Origin of the sequence: Streptomyces sp. NBC_01381, from assembly GCF_026340305.1 — a bacterium.
Taxonomy (GTDB): Bacteria; Actinomycetota; Actinomycetes; order Streptomycetales; family Streptomycetaceae; genus Streptomyces.
In genome coordinates this window covers 362,387-377,460 of the sequence record NZ_JAPEPI010000003.1, presented here as the reverse complement: position 1 = coordinate 377,460, position 15,074 = coordinate 362,387, and the positions used below count along the sequence as shown (strand labels likewise).

At 71.4% G+C, this 15,074-nt stretch carries 12 protein-coding genes and 1 pseudogene; 6 read left to right on the top strand and 7 right to left on the bottom strand.

Annotation, left to right across the window (positions count from 1 at the left end; translation table 11 throughout):
• The first annotated feature begins 331 nt into the window (after positions 1–331).
• Positions 332–2,560 carry an MMPL family transporter gene (locus OG453_RS39935; RefSeq protein WP_266873617.1) on the top strand — a complete coding sequence of 743 codons (2,229 nt, stop codon included), beginning with the start codon at positions 332–334 and terminating at the stop codon, positions 2,558–2,560.
• Positions 2,561–2,646: 86 nt separating this feature from the next.
• Here OG453_RS39935 and OG453_RS39930 read toward each other — a convergent pair whose 3' ends face one another.
• Positions 2,647–3,297: a hypothetical protein gene (locus OG453_RS39930; protein ID WP_266873616.1), complete on the bottom strand. Its 651-nt coding sequence runs from the start codon at positions 3,295–3,297 to the stop codon at positions 2,647–2,649.
• A gap of 163 nt (positions 3,298–3,460) precedes the next feature.
• Between OG453_RS39930 and OG453_RS39925 the strand changes: the two genes are divergently transcribed.
• Both OG453_RS39925 and OG453_RS39920 read left to right on the top strand, forming a co-directional pair.
• On the top strand, positions 3,461–3,889 hold the full coding sequence (locus OG453_RS39925; RefSeq protein WP_266873615.1) for a cyclopropane-fatty-acyl-phospholipid synthase family protein: 429 nt from the start codon (positions 3,461–3,463) through the stop codon (positions 3,887–3,889).
• A gap of 500 nt (positions 3,890–4,389) precedes the next feature.
• On the top strand, positions 4,390–5,025 hold the full coding sequence (locus OG453_RS39920; RefSeq protein WP_266873614.1) for a LysE family transporter: 636 nt from the start codon (positions 4,390–4,392) through the stop codon (positions 5,023–5,025).
• On the opposite strand, the gene OG453_RS39915 is transcribed toward OG453_RS39920, so the two are convergent.
• Positions 5,022–6,005: a DUF3048 domain-containing protein gene (locus OG453_RS39915; protein ID WP_266873613.1), complete on the bottom strand. Its 984-nt coding sequence runs from the start codon at positions 6,003–6,005 to the stop codon at positions 5,022–5,024. The two genes, OG453_RS39920 and OG453_RS39915, sit on opposite strands and share 4 nt — an antisense overlap.
• 185 nt (positions 6,006–6,190) lie before the next feature.
• Entirely contained in the window at positions 6,191–7,336 is a 1,146-nt protein-coding gene (locus OG453_RS39910; protein WP_266873612.1) for a S1 family peptidase, read from the bottom strand.
• A gap of 179 nt (positions 7,337–7,515) precedes the next feature.
• Between OG453_RS39910 and OG453_RS39905 the strand changes: the two genes are divergently transcribed.
• Complete coding sequence (locus OG453_RS39905; protein WP_266873611.1) at positions 7,516–9,477, top strand: M13 family metallopeptidase; 1,962 nt, start codon at positions 7,516–7,518, stop codon at positions 9,475–9,477.
• A gap of 74 nt (positions 9,478–9,551) precedes the next feature.
• Positions 9,552–10,172 (top strand): annotated as a pseudogene (locus OG453_RS39900) (aldo/keto reductase); the annotation flags it as partial.
• On the opposite strand, the gene OG453_RS39895 reads toward OG453_RS39900, so the two are convergent.
• Both OG453_RS39895 and OG453_RS39890 read right to left on the bottom strand, forming a co-directional pair.
• Complete coding sequence (locus tag OG453_RS39895) at positions 10,148–10,381, bottom strand: hypothetical protein (RefSeq protein WP_266873882.1); 234 nt, start codon at positions 10,379–10,381, stop codon at positions 10,148–10,150. The pseudogene OG453_RS39900 and the gene OG453_RS39895 overlap by 25 nt on opposite strands.
• A gap of 120 nt (positions 10,382–10,501) precedes the next feature.
• Positions 10,502–12,550, bottom strand: coding sequence for an NACHT domain-containing NTPase (locus tag OG453_RS39890; RefSeq protein ID WP_266873610.1), 2,049 nt, complete (start codon positions 12,548–12,550; stop codon positions 10,502–10,504).
• A gap of 166 nt (positions 12,551–12,716) precedes the next feature.
• On the opposite strand from OG453_RS39890, the gene OG453_RS39885 reads away from it, so the two are divergent.
• Positions 12,717–13,172: a nuclear transport factor 2 family protein gene (locus OG453_RS39885; RefSeq protein WP_266873609.1), complete on the top strand. Its 456-nt coding sequence runs from the start codon at positions 12,717–12,719 to the stop codon at positions 13,170–13,172.
• Here OG453_RS39885 and OG453_RS39880 read toward each other — a convergent pair.
• Complete coding sequence (locus OG453_RS39880; protein ID WP_266873608.1) at positions 13,100–14,239, bottom strand: methyltransferase; 1,140 nt, start codon at positions 14,237–14,239, stop codon at positions 13,100–13,102. The two genes, OG453_RS39885 and OG453_RS39880, sit on opposite strands and share 73 nt — an antisense overlap.
• Positions 14,236–15,036 (bottom strand): AraC family transcriptional regulator, encoded by an 801-nt coding sequence (locus OG453_RS39875; RefSeq protein ID WP_266873607.1) that lies wholly within the window; start codon positions 15,034–15,036, stop codon positions 14,236–14,238. Before OG453_RS39875 ends, OG453_RS39880 begins: the two co-directional genes overlap by 4 nt.
• Positions 15,037–15,074: the final 38 nt, after the last annotated feature.

The following is a 15,074-nucleotide window of genomic DNA, read 5'->3' as shown; positions in this document are numbered from 1 at the left end:
GCTGACTCGCAACCTTATCGCCTCTATTGGCCTGGTATGAGAGCGAGTTGTTCAGGCCGAAACCACCGGCCAAGGGTGCGGAGTCAAGGCTTCCGGCACGGTGGGCTTCTCCGGGGGTCCTACACGAGGTGATCACATCTCCTCCCCGAGGATGACCCTGTGTATCGAGCACTACAGCGACCGTGGGCCGATAGTCCGGCTCAGAGTCGGACTTCCCGGGTCGATCCTGCCCGGATATTAGAGGGGAACCTGCTGACCGCCCTGACGTGCACCGATGTGACGCCGGGCACAGTCACCCTGCCTGACAATCCCGACGGGGGTCCCTTTCGCCGTGGCTACGTTCCTCTACAAACTAGGCCGCCTCGCCTTCCGGCGACGCCGCTATGTGGCACTGACGTGGGTGGTGCTGCTCGTCGCTGTCATCTTCTCCGCGTCCGCGGCACCCGCGGCGCCCGAAGACTCCTTCTCCATGCCGGGAACGGAGTCCCAGAAGGCCTTCGACCTCCTCGACGAGAAGTTCCCCGCCGCGAGCGCCGAGGGAGCCACGGCCCGCGTCGTGATCCGCGCCCCCGAGGGCGAGAAGCTGACCGAGTCCGGCCCCAAGGGTGACGTCGAGAAGCTGGTCAAGACCCTGGGCGAGGGCCCGCAGGTCTCCGAGGTCGCCGACCCGTTCAAGGCGAACGCCGTCAGCAAGGATGGCACCACCGCGTACGCGTCCGTCACGTACAAGGTCAACGCCCAGGAGCTCACCGACAAGGCGCGCGACGCGCTGACCAAGGCCACCGACGACACCCGTAAGACGGGCTACACCGTCGAGACCGGCGGTGACGCGGTCATGGCCGAGCAGGAGATGGGCGGCTCCGCCGAACTCATCGGCATCGCGGTCTCCGCGGTCGTCCTGATCATCACCTTCGGCTCGATGGTCGCCGCGGGCATGCCGCTGCTCACCGCCATCATCGGCGTGGGCATCGGGGTCTCCGGCATCGCCGCACTCGGCAGCCTCCTCGACCTCTCCGCCACCACCTCGACGCTGGCGATGATGATCGGCCTCGCGGTCGGCATCGACTACGCCCTCTTCATCGTCTCCCGCTTCCGGGCGGAGATAGCCGACGGCCGCGAGCCGGAGGACGCCGCGGGCCGCGCCACGGGCACGGCCGGTTCCGCCGTGGTGTTCGCCGGACTCACCGTCATCGTCGCGCTGTCCGGCCTGGCGATCGTCAACATCCCGATCCTCACCAAGATGGGTCTGGCCGCGGCGGGCACCGTCGCGATCGCCGTCCTCATCGCCCTCACCATGATCCCCGCGCTGCTCGGCTTCGCGGGCAAGAAGGTGCTGCGCCGCAAGGACCGCAAGAAGTCCCCGGCCGAGCTGCAGGACCCGAACGCCAAGCCGAAGCTGGGTACCCGTTGGGCGCGCTTCGTACTGCGCCGCCCGCTTCCGGTGCTGCTGCTCGCCGTGGTCGGCCTCGGAACCGCCGCCGTCCCGATGGCGAGCCTGGAGCTCGGCCTTCCGGACGAGGGCACGTCCGCCCCGGACACCACGCAGCGCAAGGCGTACGACATCCTGTCGGACTCCTTCGGCGCGGGCTTCAACGGCCCGCTGATGGTCACCGTCGACAAGGACAAGGGTGCGGGCGCCGCCGCGGCGGCCGACACGGTCGGCAAGGAGATCGCCAAGATCGACGGCGTCGCGGCCGTGGCGCCGGCGCAGGCCAACAAGAGCGACGACACCGCGATCTTCAACGTCGTACCGACGACCGGTCCGAGCGACCACAAGACCGAGGAAGCGGTCAAGGAGATCCGCTCGACCGTCGACGGACTCGGGGACAAGACAGGCTCCGAGGTCCTGGTCACCGGCGCGACCGCGATGACCATCGACTTCTCGCAGACCCTGGACGACGCGCTCCTTCCCTACCTGGGCCTCGTCGTCGGCCTGGCCTTCCTGCTCCTGATGCTCGTCTTCCGCTCGGTCCTCGTACCGCTCAAGGCGGCACTCGGCTTCCTCCTCTCGGTGGCCGCCGCCCTCGGCGCAGTCGTCGCGGTCTTCCAGTGGGGCTGGCTGGCGGACATCGTCGGTGTGGACCAGCCGGGCCCGATCATGAGCATGATGCCGATCTTCATGATCGGCGTGGTCTTCGGTCTCGCGATGGACTACGAGGTCTTCCTCGTGACGCGGATGCGTGAGGCGTACGTCCACGGGGCGCGGCCGGGCGAGGCCGTCGTCACCGGCTTCACCCACGGCGGCCGCGTCGTCGCGGCCGCGGCGGTCATCATGATCAGCGTCTTCTCCGGCTTCATCATGGAGAACGACGACATGATCAAGATGATGGGCTTCGGCCTGGCCATCGCCGTCCTCTTCGACGCCTTCGTCGTCCGCATGGCGATCGTCCCCGCCGTCCTCGCCCTTCTGGGCAAGTCGGCGTGGTGGCTGCCGAAGTGGCTCAACCGGCTGCTTCCGAACGTCGACGTGGAGGGCGAGAAGCTGCACAAGCAGCTGGGCGACGTCCCGTCGGCGCCGGACGCCGACCGCGACAGGGAGCTGGAGTCCGTACGCGGCTGAGCACCTGACGCTCCGTTAGGAGCCCCCTCAGTCAGCCCGGTGACCGTTCACGGTCACCGGGCTGACGCCTGTCCTGGCGTCCGGCGTCAGCGGCCTGCCCGGCGGCCGAGTACGAGGCAGCCCGCTCCGGCGGCCACGGCCGCGGCCGCGACGGCGGCGAGCATCCACAGACTGGCGTCGCCGGCCTCCGCCAGCTCGGGCGGGCGCGGGCGCGTGGAGGGGGAGGTGGAGGGGGTGCTGGTGGCGGGTGTCGTCGTCGGCTGCGTGGGCACACCGTTGTCCGACGTCGAGGGTGTCGGGGTGTGGGGCGGCCTCGGAGTCGGGGTTTCCGCGGGGGGAGTGACGGGAGCGCCCACCGACGACGTCGAGCCCGGCTTGGGCGTGGGCTTGGATGTGGACGTGTGTGTGGGTGCGGGTGCGGAGGGCGTGTGCGAGGCTTCGCCCCCGTGGCCCGTGTTCGGCTGCGAAGGCGCGTCCGAGGGGCGCGGTCCCGAGGGGACCCCGGGGCCGTGGCCCGGGGTCCCCTCGTGTCCGTGGCCCGGCAGTTGCTCGTCCCCGTACCAGTACGGGGATTCATCGCGGACCTGCGCCCCTTGCGGCTGCGACTGGCCGGTGTGATGCAGGGCCGACCCGGCCGCCGGCGTCCCGTCTTCGGCTGCTGCTGCCGTCAGGCTTCCCGTGGTGGCCAGCACGGCCAGGCAGCCGGAAACAGCCAGGTGCCTCATACGGATCTTCATTGACGCATCACTCCATGCTCCTCGCCTTGTTGCGCTGGTGTGACTATCGGACGTGGGGTGCCGGTGGGCGGCGGGGCGCGCCGTGCGAAGGTGCCCGGATCACCCCGTTGTCCGAGGGACCGCAGGCGTCTTCCCGCCGCCGTTCCGTGCGTACTGTCGACGCATGGCACAGCTCTCGCAACGCCTCGCCGAGGGCGTCGACGCGCACCCCCTCGAACCACATCTGCGGGTCCTGGAGATCGGCTGCGGGCCCGGTGCCGCCGCGCGGGCCGTCGCGGCGCGGCTGGACACCGGGCACATCCTGGCGATCGACAGGTCCGCCGCGGCGGTGGCCCAGGCTCGCATCGCCTGCGCGGCGGAGATCGCGTCCGGCCGTCTCGCCGTACGCCGGTGCGCCGCCGAGGACTTCGTCCCGGAGCCCGGCGAGGCTCCCTTCGACCTCGTCTTCGCGTTCCGCGTCGGCGCTCTGGACGGCCGCCACCCGGAAGCGGGCACCCGCGCCCTGCCCCGCATCGCCGCCGCGCTGACCCCCACGGGGCGGCTCTTCATCGACGGGGGAGACCCGTTGAGGGAGCTGCACGTTCCGAGGTGATCAGCCCGGCCGTCGCACCAGCGTGGTGCCCTGGCCGAGGCCGATCGCCCACGCCGAGACCGCTGCTTGGAACGCGGGCGAGCAGGACGCGCCGAGCTCGGCAGGAGCAAGAGGCCCACTGTTCCCCGCTGTAGCGGATACCTGTGCGGCGCCGCCCGCCGTGCTCTCGTGGCCGCACCCGTGCCCGCCGTGCTCTCGTGGCCGCACCCGCGCCCGCCGTGCTCTCGTGCCGCACCCGCGCCCGCCGTCCTCGTGCCGCACCCCCGCCTGCCGTCCTCGTGCCGCACCCCCGCCCGCCGTCCTCGCGCCGCGCCCCAGCCCCCCGGCCTCACCCCACGCCCCCGCCCCCGAAAAGGACTTGCCCCTCCCTCCCACCTTCCCCAGAATCCGCGCATGACCACGATCGCGAGAACCGCCGCCCTGCCGCTGTCCGCCGCCGCCCGTCCGGTGCGCGTCCAGCAGCAGCCCGGTCGCCCGCGGAGGCCCGAGCTCGCGCACCTGTGATCGAGGCGCTGGTCGCTGGCGCCCTCGCCGGGTATGGCATTGCCATGCCGGTCGGGGCGGTCGGGACCTATCTCGTGGCGCTCACCGCGCGGACGTCCCTGCGCACCGGTGCCTGCGCCGCGTTGGGGATAGCGACCGCCGACGGTCTGTACGCCCTGATCGCGATGATCGGCGGTACCTCGCTCACCCGCGTACTCGAACCGGTCATGGATCCGCTGCGCTGGGCCTCGGCCGTCGTGCTGATCGCGCTCGCGGTGCACGGCGGCGCGAAGGCGCTACGGCAGCACCGCGCGCGGCGGTCGGCGGACGGGGCCGGGCCCGCCCCGGCACCCATCAGTCCCGCCCGCGCCTATCTGAGCCTGGTCGGGATCACGCTCCTGAACCCCGTCACCGTCGTCTACTTCGCCGCGCTCGTCCTCGGCAGCAGGACCGGCACCGCCCTCGACCGGCCGGCGCAGACCGCGTTCGTGCTCGCCGCCTTCGTCGCGTCCGCGAGCTGGCAGCTGCTGCTCGCGGGCGGCGGAGCGCTCCTCGGCCGGGCGCTGACCGGCGGCCGGGGGCGGCTGTGGACGGCGCTCGCGGCCAGTGCCGTGACCGGCGCGCTCGCTGTCCACCTGCTCATGAGCGGTTAGCGGCCCGCGTACACCATCCAGACCTGGCCGCGGGCGAACGGCATCCGGGAGCCATCGGGACGCGTGAAGGACGTACCGCCGGTGGCGTCGGAACGCTTCCAACGGGTGCTGTACGCCTTGCCGTTGCGCAGGACCAGAGCCCGGCCGCGGCCCACGGTCTTGATGTACGGGGTCGCCTCGCCGTTGACGTCCTTGTAGCGCGACGGCGGCATGTCCACGTACTGGATGACGATCGTCTTCGCGCCGAGCCGCGCTCCCGAGGTGGCGCGGGCCGGGACCCCGTCGAAGGACGCCAGCCAGCGGCCCTGCCTCGGCGACCAGCGGAAGGTGTGGCTCGCCGATGAGTAGCGGACGGTGCGCTTCTGCATGGGGGAGCCGCCGGCCGGCGCAGGGCCGAAGCGGAAGCCGATGTCGGTGGGCAGGCTGGCCTTGGGGGCCGAGCGGAGCACGGACTTGGGGCGTACGAACAGGTCGTGCGGGGCGGGGCGGCGGGCGCTGCGGAAGTAGGCCCTCGGGATGCGGGCGTGCGGGCGGGTGTACAGCGGTGACTCCCGGAGCATCTTGGTGAGCGAGCTGCGCACCCCCGAGTAAGCGAGCGCCGGGCGGCCGAACTGCCGCAGCAGTTCGACGTCGGACTTCCGGGCGCTGCGCACCGGACCGAGGGTCTTGGGGAGGCGGCTCGAGTACACGCCCATCAGCCGGCTCACGCCGGCCTCGACCTTCTCCACGTAGACGATGTCCGCCTGCGCGATACCGGTGTGCGGCCTTGCCGACCGCGCGTTGTCGAACTTCACCGCGAGCACCGGGCCCTGACGCGCCGCGAGGCCGGTGAACGGCGACCGGTCGCGCGGCGCGGCCTTGCCGTCGGCCGAGGCGCTCTCGTGCGTGGCGCCCAGGCCGAGCGCGCCCACGGCGACCATGGCGAGGAGTCTCGTGCCGATGCGGGTGCGGCGCCGGATCCCGGCCGACCGTGCTGTCATCGCGGATCTCCGTCCGTCCGTGAACCGGGGGCCCGCGGACCTGTCGTACGTACGTGGATATGGCAGCCGCAGTCCTTCCTCCGGGGCGGCCGCGGTGAACCCGGTTAGGGCCATCCAGCCGTCAGGACTCACCGAGGGGGTGTACGCGCCGGACCCTCCCGCGGGCCCGGCGCGGTCCCGCACCGTCAGGCGGTGTGCAGGGTGAGCCCGTACCGCGACAGGATCTCGTTGACCGGCTGGTGCCAGGTCTCGCCCCCGCCGCTGCAGTTGCCCCAGCCGCCCGATGTGACGCCCTGGGCCTGGTCGCCGCTGATGAACGAGCCGCCGGAGTCGCCCGGTTCGGCGCAGACGCTGGTCTTGGTCATCTGGTGGACGGCGCCCTGGCTGTAGTTGACGGTCTCGTTCTTCGCCAGGACGGTGCCGCAGTGCCAGTGCGTGGTGGAACCGGAGCGGCAGACCGACGCCCCCACCGGCGCTTCGGCCGAACCGCGCACCAACTGGTCGGGGACGGTGCCCCAGCCGAGCACCACAGGGACGGTCCACCAGCCGTTGCCGACGCTGACGTACGCGTAGTCGTCACCGGGGAAGGAGGAGCCCTGGAAGCTGCCGATGCCCGAGCCGTCCCAGCCGCGCACCGCGGCCCCGGCCTGCCCGCAGTGGCCCGCGGTGACGAAGCCGCCGTGCACCGAGAAGCCGATCGAGCAGCGGACGTTGCCCGTGTAATAGGGGTCGCCGCCCACGGTCCCGGCGGCGAAAGTGGTCGGCGCGGCGCCGACCGTCTCGACCTGGACCGGGCCTGCGCGGCGGGCCTTGTCGACGAAGCGCCGGACATCGTTGTCGTCCTTTTGAGCGGCGACGACGTTCACGACGACTGTGTTGCCGCGGGGCGCGACGTGCCAGCTGCTGACCCCTGAGGGCGCGGACAGCTTGTCGATCCGTTGCTTGGCGGCGTCCAGCTCCGTCGCGCTGTGGCGGACGATGCGGACCGCCGCGCCGGTCTCCCGCAGGGCCGATGCCTTCCGGGTGCTGGTGGTCGCGACCGTCAACTTGCCGGTGCCGGCGTCGTACCAGGAGCCGCCGTACGTCGATCCGGCGGTGCGCCGCGCCGTGCGGTCGACGGCGATGGCGGCCTTCTCGTCGGCGAGGCGCTCGCGCGCCTGGCCCGGTGTGAGGCCGAGGTCGTCCTGCAGTGCGGTGAGCATGCCTGCCGACGCGGGGGCGGCGGCGGGCTTGGGCGCGGCGTCGGCGGCGGGGGCGAGCGCGATGCTCGCCCACGAGCCGATCAGGAGTAAGGAGGAGAGGCCGGCGCGGGCCGCGGTTCTGCGTCTCATGGTGGTGCCCTTCTGTCGTTCCAACGGGTGGGGGAGGAACAGGGAGGAACAGAGGTGATGAGAGCGCTCTCACGATGAGTTCAGGCGGAGTGTAGGAGTGACTCTGCGGTCATGTCCATACCAACTCGCGTCACGGAAGCCGATCGTGCCGGGGCCCGTAGTCCGCGTAGGGTGCGTGAATGAGCATGCTGGATGACGCCCGCGCGGGCATGAACCCTGAGATCCGGCCGCAGGACGACCTGTTCGGCCATGTCAACGGTCACTGGCTGGAGAACGAGCCGATCCCCGATGATCGCTCCAGCTGGGGCCCCTTTGTGCAGTTGGTCGACACGGCCGAGGAACAAGTGAAGGTGATCATCCAGGAGCTGGCGTCCGCCGCCTCGGACGGCGCAGGATCCGAGGACGCCCACAAGATCGCCACGCTGTACGCCTCCTTCATGGACGAGGAGGCCATCGCCGCCGGTGGGCTCGCCCCGGTGCAGCCCCTGATCGACGAGGTCGCGGGCCTTCGGGACACCCGGGAGCTCGCGGCGTTCCTCGGCCGCTTCGAGCGCGTCGGCGGCTCCGGCCTCTTCGGCTCGTACATCGACACGGACGACCGCGACTCCGACCGCTACCTCTTCAACATCCTCCAGGGCGGCATCGGCCTGCCGGACGAGTCGTACTACCGCGACGACAAGTTCGCCGACATCCGCGAGAAGTACGTCGCCCACCTCACCGAACTGCTCACGCTCGGGCGGCACGCCGCGCCCGCCGAGGCCGCGCAGACGGTCCTCGCCCTGGAGACCCGTCTTGCCGCAGGCCACTGGGAGCGGGCCGAGACCCGTGACGTACAGAAGACGTACAACCTCCTCGCTCTGCACGAACTGATCACCCTGGCACCGCACTTCGACTGGTGCGCCTATGCCGAGGGGCTCGGTGGCTCGGACGCCGCCATCGCCGAGACGTGCGTCCGTCAGCCGTCCTACTTCCGTCACCTGTCCGCGGTCCTGGACGAGGTGCCGATCGAGCAGTGGCGGGACTGGGTGCTGACCCGGGTGCTCAGCAGCAGCGCGCCGTACCTCACGGACGACTTCGTCCAGAACAACTTCGAGTTCTACGGCCGCACCCTCAACGGCACCCCGGAGCTGCGCGCCCGGTGGAAGCGGGCCGTCGCGTTCGTCGAGGGCTCCATCGGCGAGGCCGTCGGCAAGGAGTACGTGGCCCGGCACTTCCCGCCGTCCTCCAAGGCGATGATGGACGACCTCGTCGCCAACCTCCTTGAGGCCTACCGCCAGTCGATCGCCCGGCTCGACTGGATGACGGACGAGACGAAGGAGCGCGCGTACGAGAAGCTCGCCACGTTCCGCCCCAAGATCGGCTACCCGGACACCTTCCGCGACTACTCGGCTCTCGCGGTCTCCGCCGACGACCTCCTCGGCAACGCGCACGCGGCGGCCGCCTTCGAGTCCGACCGGCAGCTCGCCAAGATCGGCGCGCCGGTCGACCGCGACGAGTGGTTCATGCTGCCGCAGACGGTCAACGCGTACTACAACCCGGGCACCAACGAGATCTGCTTCCCCGCGGGCATTCTGCAGAAGCCGTTCTTCTCGCCCGACGCCGACCCCGCCGAGAACTACGGCGGCATCGGCTCGGTCATCGGCCACGAGATCGGCCACGGCTTCGACGACCAGGGCGCGCAGTACGACGGCGCGGGCAACCTCAACGACTGGTGGACCGCCGACGACAAGACCGCCTTCGAGGCCAAGTCGAAGGCCCTGGTCAAGCAGTACGACGGCTTCTCGCCCCGCAACCTGCCCGGCGAGTTCGTCAACGGCTCCCTGACGGTCGGCGAGAACATCGGCGACCTGGGCGGCCTGACCATCGGCCACACGGCGTACAAGATCGCGCTCGACGGCGGCCCGATGCCTACGACCGACGGTACGACAGGCTCCCAGCGGCTCTTCATGAACTGGGCCTACTGCTGGCGCACCAAGCGCCGCAAGGAGCAGGAGCAGCAGTACCTCACCATCGACCCGCACTCGCCGCCGGAGTTCCGGGCCAACATCGTCCGCAACCTCGACGAGTTCCACGAGGCGTTCGGGACGGCGGACGGCGACGGGCTCTGGCTGGACCACGCGGAGCGCGTACGCATCTGGTGAATCCGGTTGAACCGGGGTGACGGCCGGGGCAGGCTTGCTGCGGCCGTCACCTGTTTCAAGACGCCGGAGGCACCGTGGAGTTGAGGCTGAAGTCGAACCGACTCGGACGCGGCACGGTGGAGGTCACCGAGCTCGGCTTCGGCGGCGGGCCGCTCGGCGGACTCTTCGAGCCGCTCGACGACGCCACCGCGGCAGGCGCCCTCGCGGCGGCCTGGGACAGCGGCATCCGCTACTTCGACACCTCACCCCACTACGGCATCGGGCACTCCGAACGCCGGACCGGCGATCTGCTGAGCCGCAAGCCGCGAGGCGAGTTCACGCTCTCGACGAAGGTCGGCAGGCTGCTCGTCCCGCAGGACCCTGCGGGCCGCACCGATGAGGGGTTCCAGGTGCCCGCCACGCACCACCGCGTCTGGGACTTCTCCCGCGACGGCATCCTGCGCAGCGTCCAGGACTCCCTGACGCGCATGGGCGTCGACCGGATCGACGTGCTGCTCCTGCACGACGCGGAACTCCACTTCGACGCCGCGCTGCGCACGGGCTACCCCGCGCTCGCCGAACTGCGGGACCAGGGCGTGATCGGCGCGATCGGCGCCGGCATGTACGACACCGCCCGGCTGACCCGGCTCGTCCGCGAGACCGACGTGGACGTCGTGATGCAGTCCGGCCACTACACCCTCCTCCAACACGGCGCCCTGGACGAGCTGTTGCCCGCCTGCGCCGAGCGCGGCGTCTCCGTCCTCGCGGCCTCCGTCTCGTCGAGGAGCCCCTCCGCCCGCAGATCAGCCCACACCTGGTCCGGGATCGCGGCCCCGAACGCCGCCACGTTGCGCCGTACCTCGTCGGCGGAGCGCATCCCGACCACGATCCCGGCGACCACGGGATGCCGCAGCGGAAAGGCCATCGTCACCTGCGGCAGCGTCACCCCGTGGGCCTCGCAGACGTCGGCGATGCGGTGTGAGGGCTCCTGTGGGGTGACACGGCCGTATTCCGGGAGGCCGGGAGGCAGGGAGGCCGCGCGGCGTCAGCGGCCTCCGCCCTCGCTTTCGGGCGGCGGCGACGGGGTGCGCAACAGCCAGGCCCGCAGTTCGTGGTGGCGGAACTGGTAGGCGTGGCCCGATACGCGCAGGAGCCCCGCCTCGTACGCCCAGTCCAGAAAGCGCATGAGCCGCCACGGCAGCCGCCCGCGGGCCCGGGCGCACAGGACGAAGACCAGGTAGCGGCGGCTGGCCTCGCTCCACCAGACCATGCCGCAGGCGAGCCCGCCGACGGTGCCCGCGCCCAGGCCGATCGCGTGGTCGCCGCTGCTGTAGCCGACGACCGTGCCGAAACAGACCGCGAAGAGCGCCGAGTACGTGAGCGCCGAGTTGAGGTCGTCGCGCAGCAGCTGCCGTGGATGGGTCTTGTGCTGGGGTTCGTGATCCCTGCTCGCGGCGGTGAACTCGGAGACCAGCGTGAGGACGAGACCCGCGGTGAGGACCGCGATCACCACGGCGACGAGCCCGGACGCCACCCACTGCACGATGACGATCGCGAGGACGAGCACCGCGGCGCCCCGCAGCCGGTGCAGCAGCAACTGCCGTTCGTGCTGGGTGTGCAGACGGCGGAGCTTCCCGCCGGGGGACAGCGAGACCCGCCCCCTGCCCACCCGGGCGAGCAGGACGAGGACCAGGCCCGCGAAGGCGAAGGCCGTCGGCAGATCACGCGGATCGAGCCCGGAGTCCGACCGCATGAGCAGGGCGCCGGCCCCGCTGAGAATGACGAAGGAGGTGAGCAGCGCGTCGGCGATCCGCACGGTCCAGGGCCCGGCGAGCGGCCACAGCTGGTGCGGGACGAGGCCTGCCTGCGCCGTCACGGCGGCCTGTCGCTCGCTGTGCAGGGCGAGTTGGCGCAGCCAGTGGTGCACGTGCTCCGGCCGGTAGGGTCCGGCCGCGCGGGGATGCAGCCGCACGGCGGCCGGGATGTACCGGCCGAGCAGCTCCTTGTCGAGGGATACCTGGTCGTGGTGGCGCAGCAGTTCCTGCGGGTCGCCCGCGTCGGCGTACGCGGTCGCCGCAAGCGTCAGCCGCCAGGGCGTGGACATCGCACGGGTCAGGAACACCGCGGTGCCGGACGCCTCGGTCGAGGCGCGCAGGACGGTGCCCCAGCGGTCCGGCCGCTGCGGGGAGCGGGCCTCCAGGTAGGCGCGCGCGGCGGTGACCGTGACCGGGCGGATCTCGATGCGCAGGGCGTCCGGCACCCCGCGGCCGACCTGCTCCAGGCGTTCGTACCAGTCGGTCCGGCAGGTCACCACCAGGGGCAGTCCCCGGGTGCCGTTCTGGTAGGCGTCGAGCCGCTCGACGCCCGCCGCCGCGCGGGAGTTGGTGACGTCGGTGTGCGGGTGCAGGGCGTCGTCCATCTCGTCGAGACCGTCGAGGATCGGCAGGATCCTGCGCTGGGCCACCAGATCGCGGGCCACCCGCGGCTCCCGGTCGTAGTCCTGTACGAGGCGCTGCACCAGCCAGTCCTCGAAGTCGACCTGAGGATTCCACCCGGACAGCGAGAGGCGCACCGGGACCGGCTCCCGGCCGCCCTGCCGGGTCAGTTCGAGCAGCAGGGCGAGCGCGAGGACCGTCTTGCCGGCGCCGGGGGCACCCGTGATCACCAGACGCCGGTCGTCGGTGGCGCGGTAGTCATCGGCGACCCTGGACAGGCGGCCCGCCAGGTCCTGCGGGGGCCGTGAGCCGCGGGCGCCGTTGCCCGCCACGTCGTAGCCGAGATCGATGAAGACGCGGTCACCGCCCAGGAGTTGGCGCCACTGGCGGCCCTCGGCCGCATGGACCCGGTGCAGCAGCCGCTCGGCCGCCTGTGCGGGATCGGGCTCCTGGCCCGCCCGGTGCCGCAGCGCCGCGACCGCGGCGACCAGACTGATCAGGCCGACGACCAGGCCGACGACCCCCGCGGTGTCCTGCGGCGCGAGGCCGCCCCGGGCGACGACGCTCGCGGCCCACACGATCGCGCCGACCACCAGTACGGCACCGGCGGCCATGAGGGCGAGCCACAGCCGCCGATGACTGCTTCCCCCGTACTCCATGCCGTGTCCGTGTCCCCCGTACTGACCGTCGTGGTGCCGAACAGCCTGGCACAGACAGGGGGTTGACGGCAGGCGAAGGGGAGTGGGTGCGGCTGCCCCACCTCACACTCCTCGGGCCTGTCTCGTCGGTCCGTCGGGGGGCGAGAACCTGAGGAGGAAGGAAATCATGAGCAACCTTCAGAGCATCGTGGATCGCTTCGAGATCGAGGCGCTGCGAGGCGAGTTCACCGACGCCGGGATGATGCACGACTACGACCGCTTCGCGGCGCTGTTCACACAGGACGGAGCGCTGCGGATCCCCGACGGCGGCATCGCGCTGGTCGGCCGGGAGGAGATCCGTGCCGGGATCGAGCGTCTGCAGGCCAACTGGAACTACTTCGTGCAGACCGTGCACCCGGGCACGATCCAGGTCGAGGGCGACAGTGCGGCGGGCCGTGCGTACATCGCGGAGTTCGGGACCTTGCGCGACGGCAGCTCGCACGCGAACCACGCCGTGTACCACGACCGTTATCAACGCACCTCGGACGGCTGGAAGTTCATGGAGCGCGTCTATGAGCTGAGGTACGTCGACACCACTGCGCTGAAGGGCTCGGCGCCCCGCTCCGCGGGGGCACCCGCCTGACGGGGCGCGGCGGTCGCCTCGATGAGGCAGAACGGTGGCGCCTGTGTCAGCGGGGTCACCGAGGTCAGGGACAGCCCCGCCCTGTGGCACACGTCCTCGAAGTCGGCGCGGGTGCGTTCCCTGCCGCCCACGTTCACCAGCATGTTGAGGTCGGTGAGGTAGGTGAGCCCGGCGGTCTCGGGGTCGACGACCTCGGGCAGCACGGGCTCCACGATCAGTACGCGTCCGGCCGGCGGCAGCACCTCGCGGCAGTGGGTCAGGATCGTGACCGCCTGGTCGTCCGTCCAGTCGTGCAGGATGCTCTTCATCAGGTACAGGTCGGCGCCTTCGGGCACCGAGCGGAAGAAGTCTCCCGCCACCAGGGAGCAGCGCCCCGTGAGCCCCTGCCGCTCCAGCGTCGTCGGCGCCTGGGCCAGGCCCTCCTGGGTGTCGTAGATGACGCCCTTGAGGGCCGGATGCGCGCTGAGCACGCCGCCGAGCAGGGTGCCGTCGCCGCCCCCGACGTCGGTGACCGTGGTGAACGGGCCGAAGTCGAAGGCGAGCGGCAGTGCGGCGGCCGTCGCCGTGGCGGCCTGGCTCATGGCCGCGTTGAACTCGGCCGACAACGCGGGGAGTTCCTTGAGATGGCTGAAGAAGTCCTTGCCGAAGACCGCGTCGAACGCGATGTCACCGGTTCGCACACTGTCGTCCAGGTGCTCCCAGGCACGCAGCATCGTCGGTTCGGTGAACATCCCCACCAGTGCGCTGAGCGAGTCGGGCCGCGTCGGGTCCAGGAGCGCGCCCGCGGGGGTCACCGAGAAGGAACCCGCGGTGTGTTCGCGCAGCAGGCCCAGGCTGGTCAGGGCGCGCAGCAGTCGGGTCATGGGCCGGGTGCTCGCTCCGGCGTCGGCGGCGATCTCGGCCGCCGACCGCTCCTTGTCGCCGATCAGCTCCATCACCTTCAACCGGGCGGCCGCGCGGACCGTCTGCGCGGCCATGCTGCCGAACACGAGCCGTTCGACCAGCTCATACTCGCTCTCGTCGGCGTGCGTCCTGTCGTTGTTCGTCTTGTCGTTCGTCGTCGTCATCGTTGATTCCTCTCGATCGCGTCGCTCAGCGCGCCGGGCGTACACCCGGCGAACGCCAGCACATCGCGGTGCAGATGGGACTGGTCGACATAGCCGCAGGCCATGGCGACCTCGGTGGGGTCCTTGCCCGCGCGCAGACCGGCGACGGCGTGGTCGAACCGGACCAGCATCGCGGCCCGCTTGGGCGTGAGGCCGAGCTGGGCGCTGAACCTGGACCAGAGCCGCTTGCGGCTCCAACCGCAGGACGCGGCGAGGTCGTTGACCCGGATCCGGCCGCGCCGCCTGACGATGTGCTCCCAGCCGGCAGCCACCTCCGGGTCGATCGATGGTGGTCTCGCAAGGCGGCCGTCCAGAAACGCGTCGACCAGGGCGAAGCGTTGCGGCCATGTCGCCGCGGCCGCCAACTGCTCCCGCAGCAGCTGCGCTTGGCGTCCCCATACGTCGTCCACGTCGGTCACCGCCCCGTTCAGTTCGGACGGGGCGACGCCCAGCAGACCGGACGCGACCACCGGTGACAGATGCAGCTCGACGCACTCCACCCGCTCACCGCGAATGCGGGTGGGACCCGGGAACTGGGCGGCGACCAGGCCCCCGAGCGTCTGCCGCCCGGTGACGCCGTCGACCGTCAGCATGTCGTCCGCGAACCCGAGCACGACCGTCACGACGGGCTGCGGAAGCGCCCGCATGTCGAGGCCGATCCCCGAACGGTCCCGGAACGCCGCCACTTGGACACCCGCGATCCGGGCGCCGCCGACAGGTACGGCCATCTCCCAGCCGGCTGCGACCTCGCTCTTCACTGGGGGCTACCTCCCGGACGTCGTACGGCTCAAGCCGC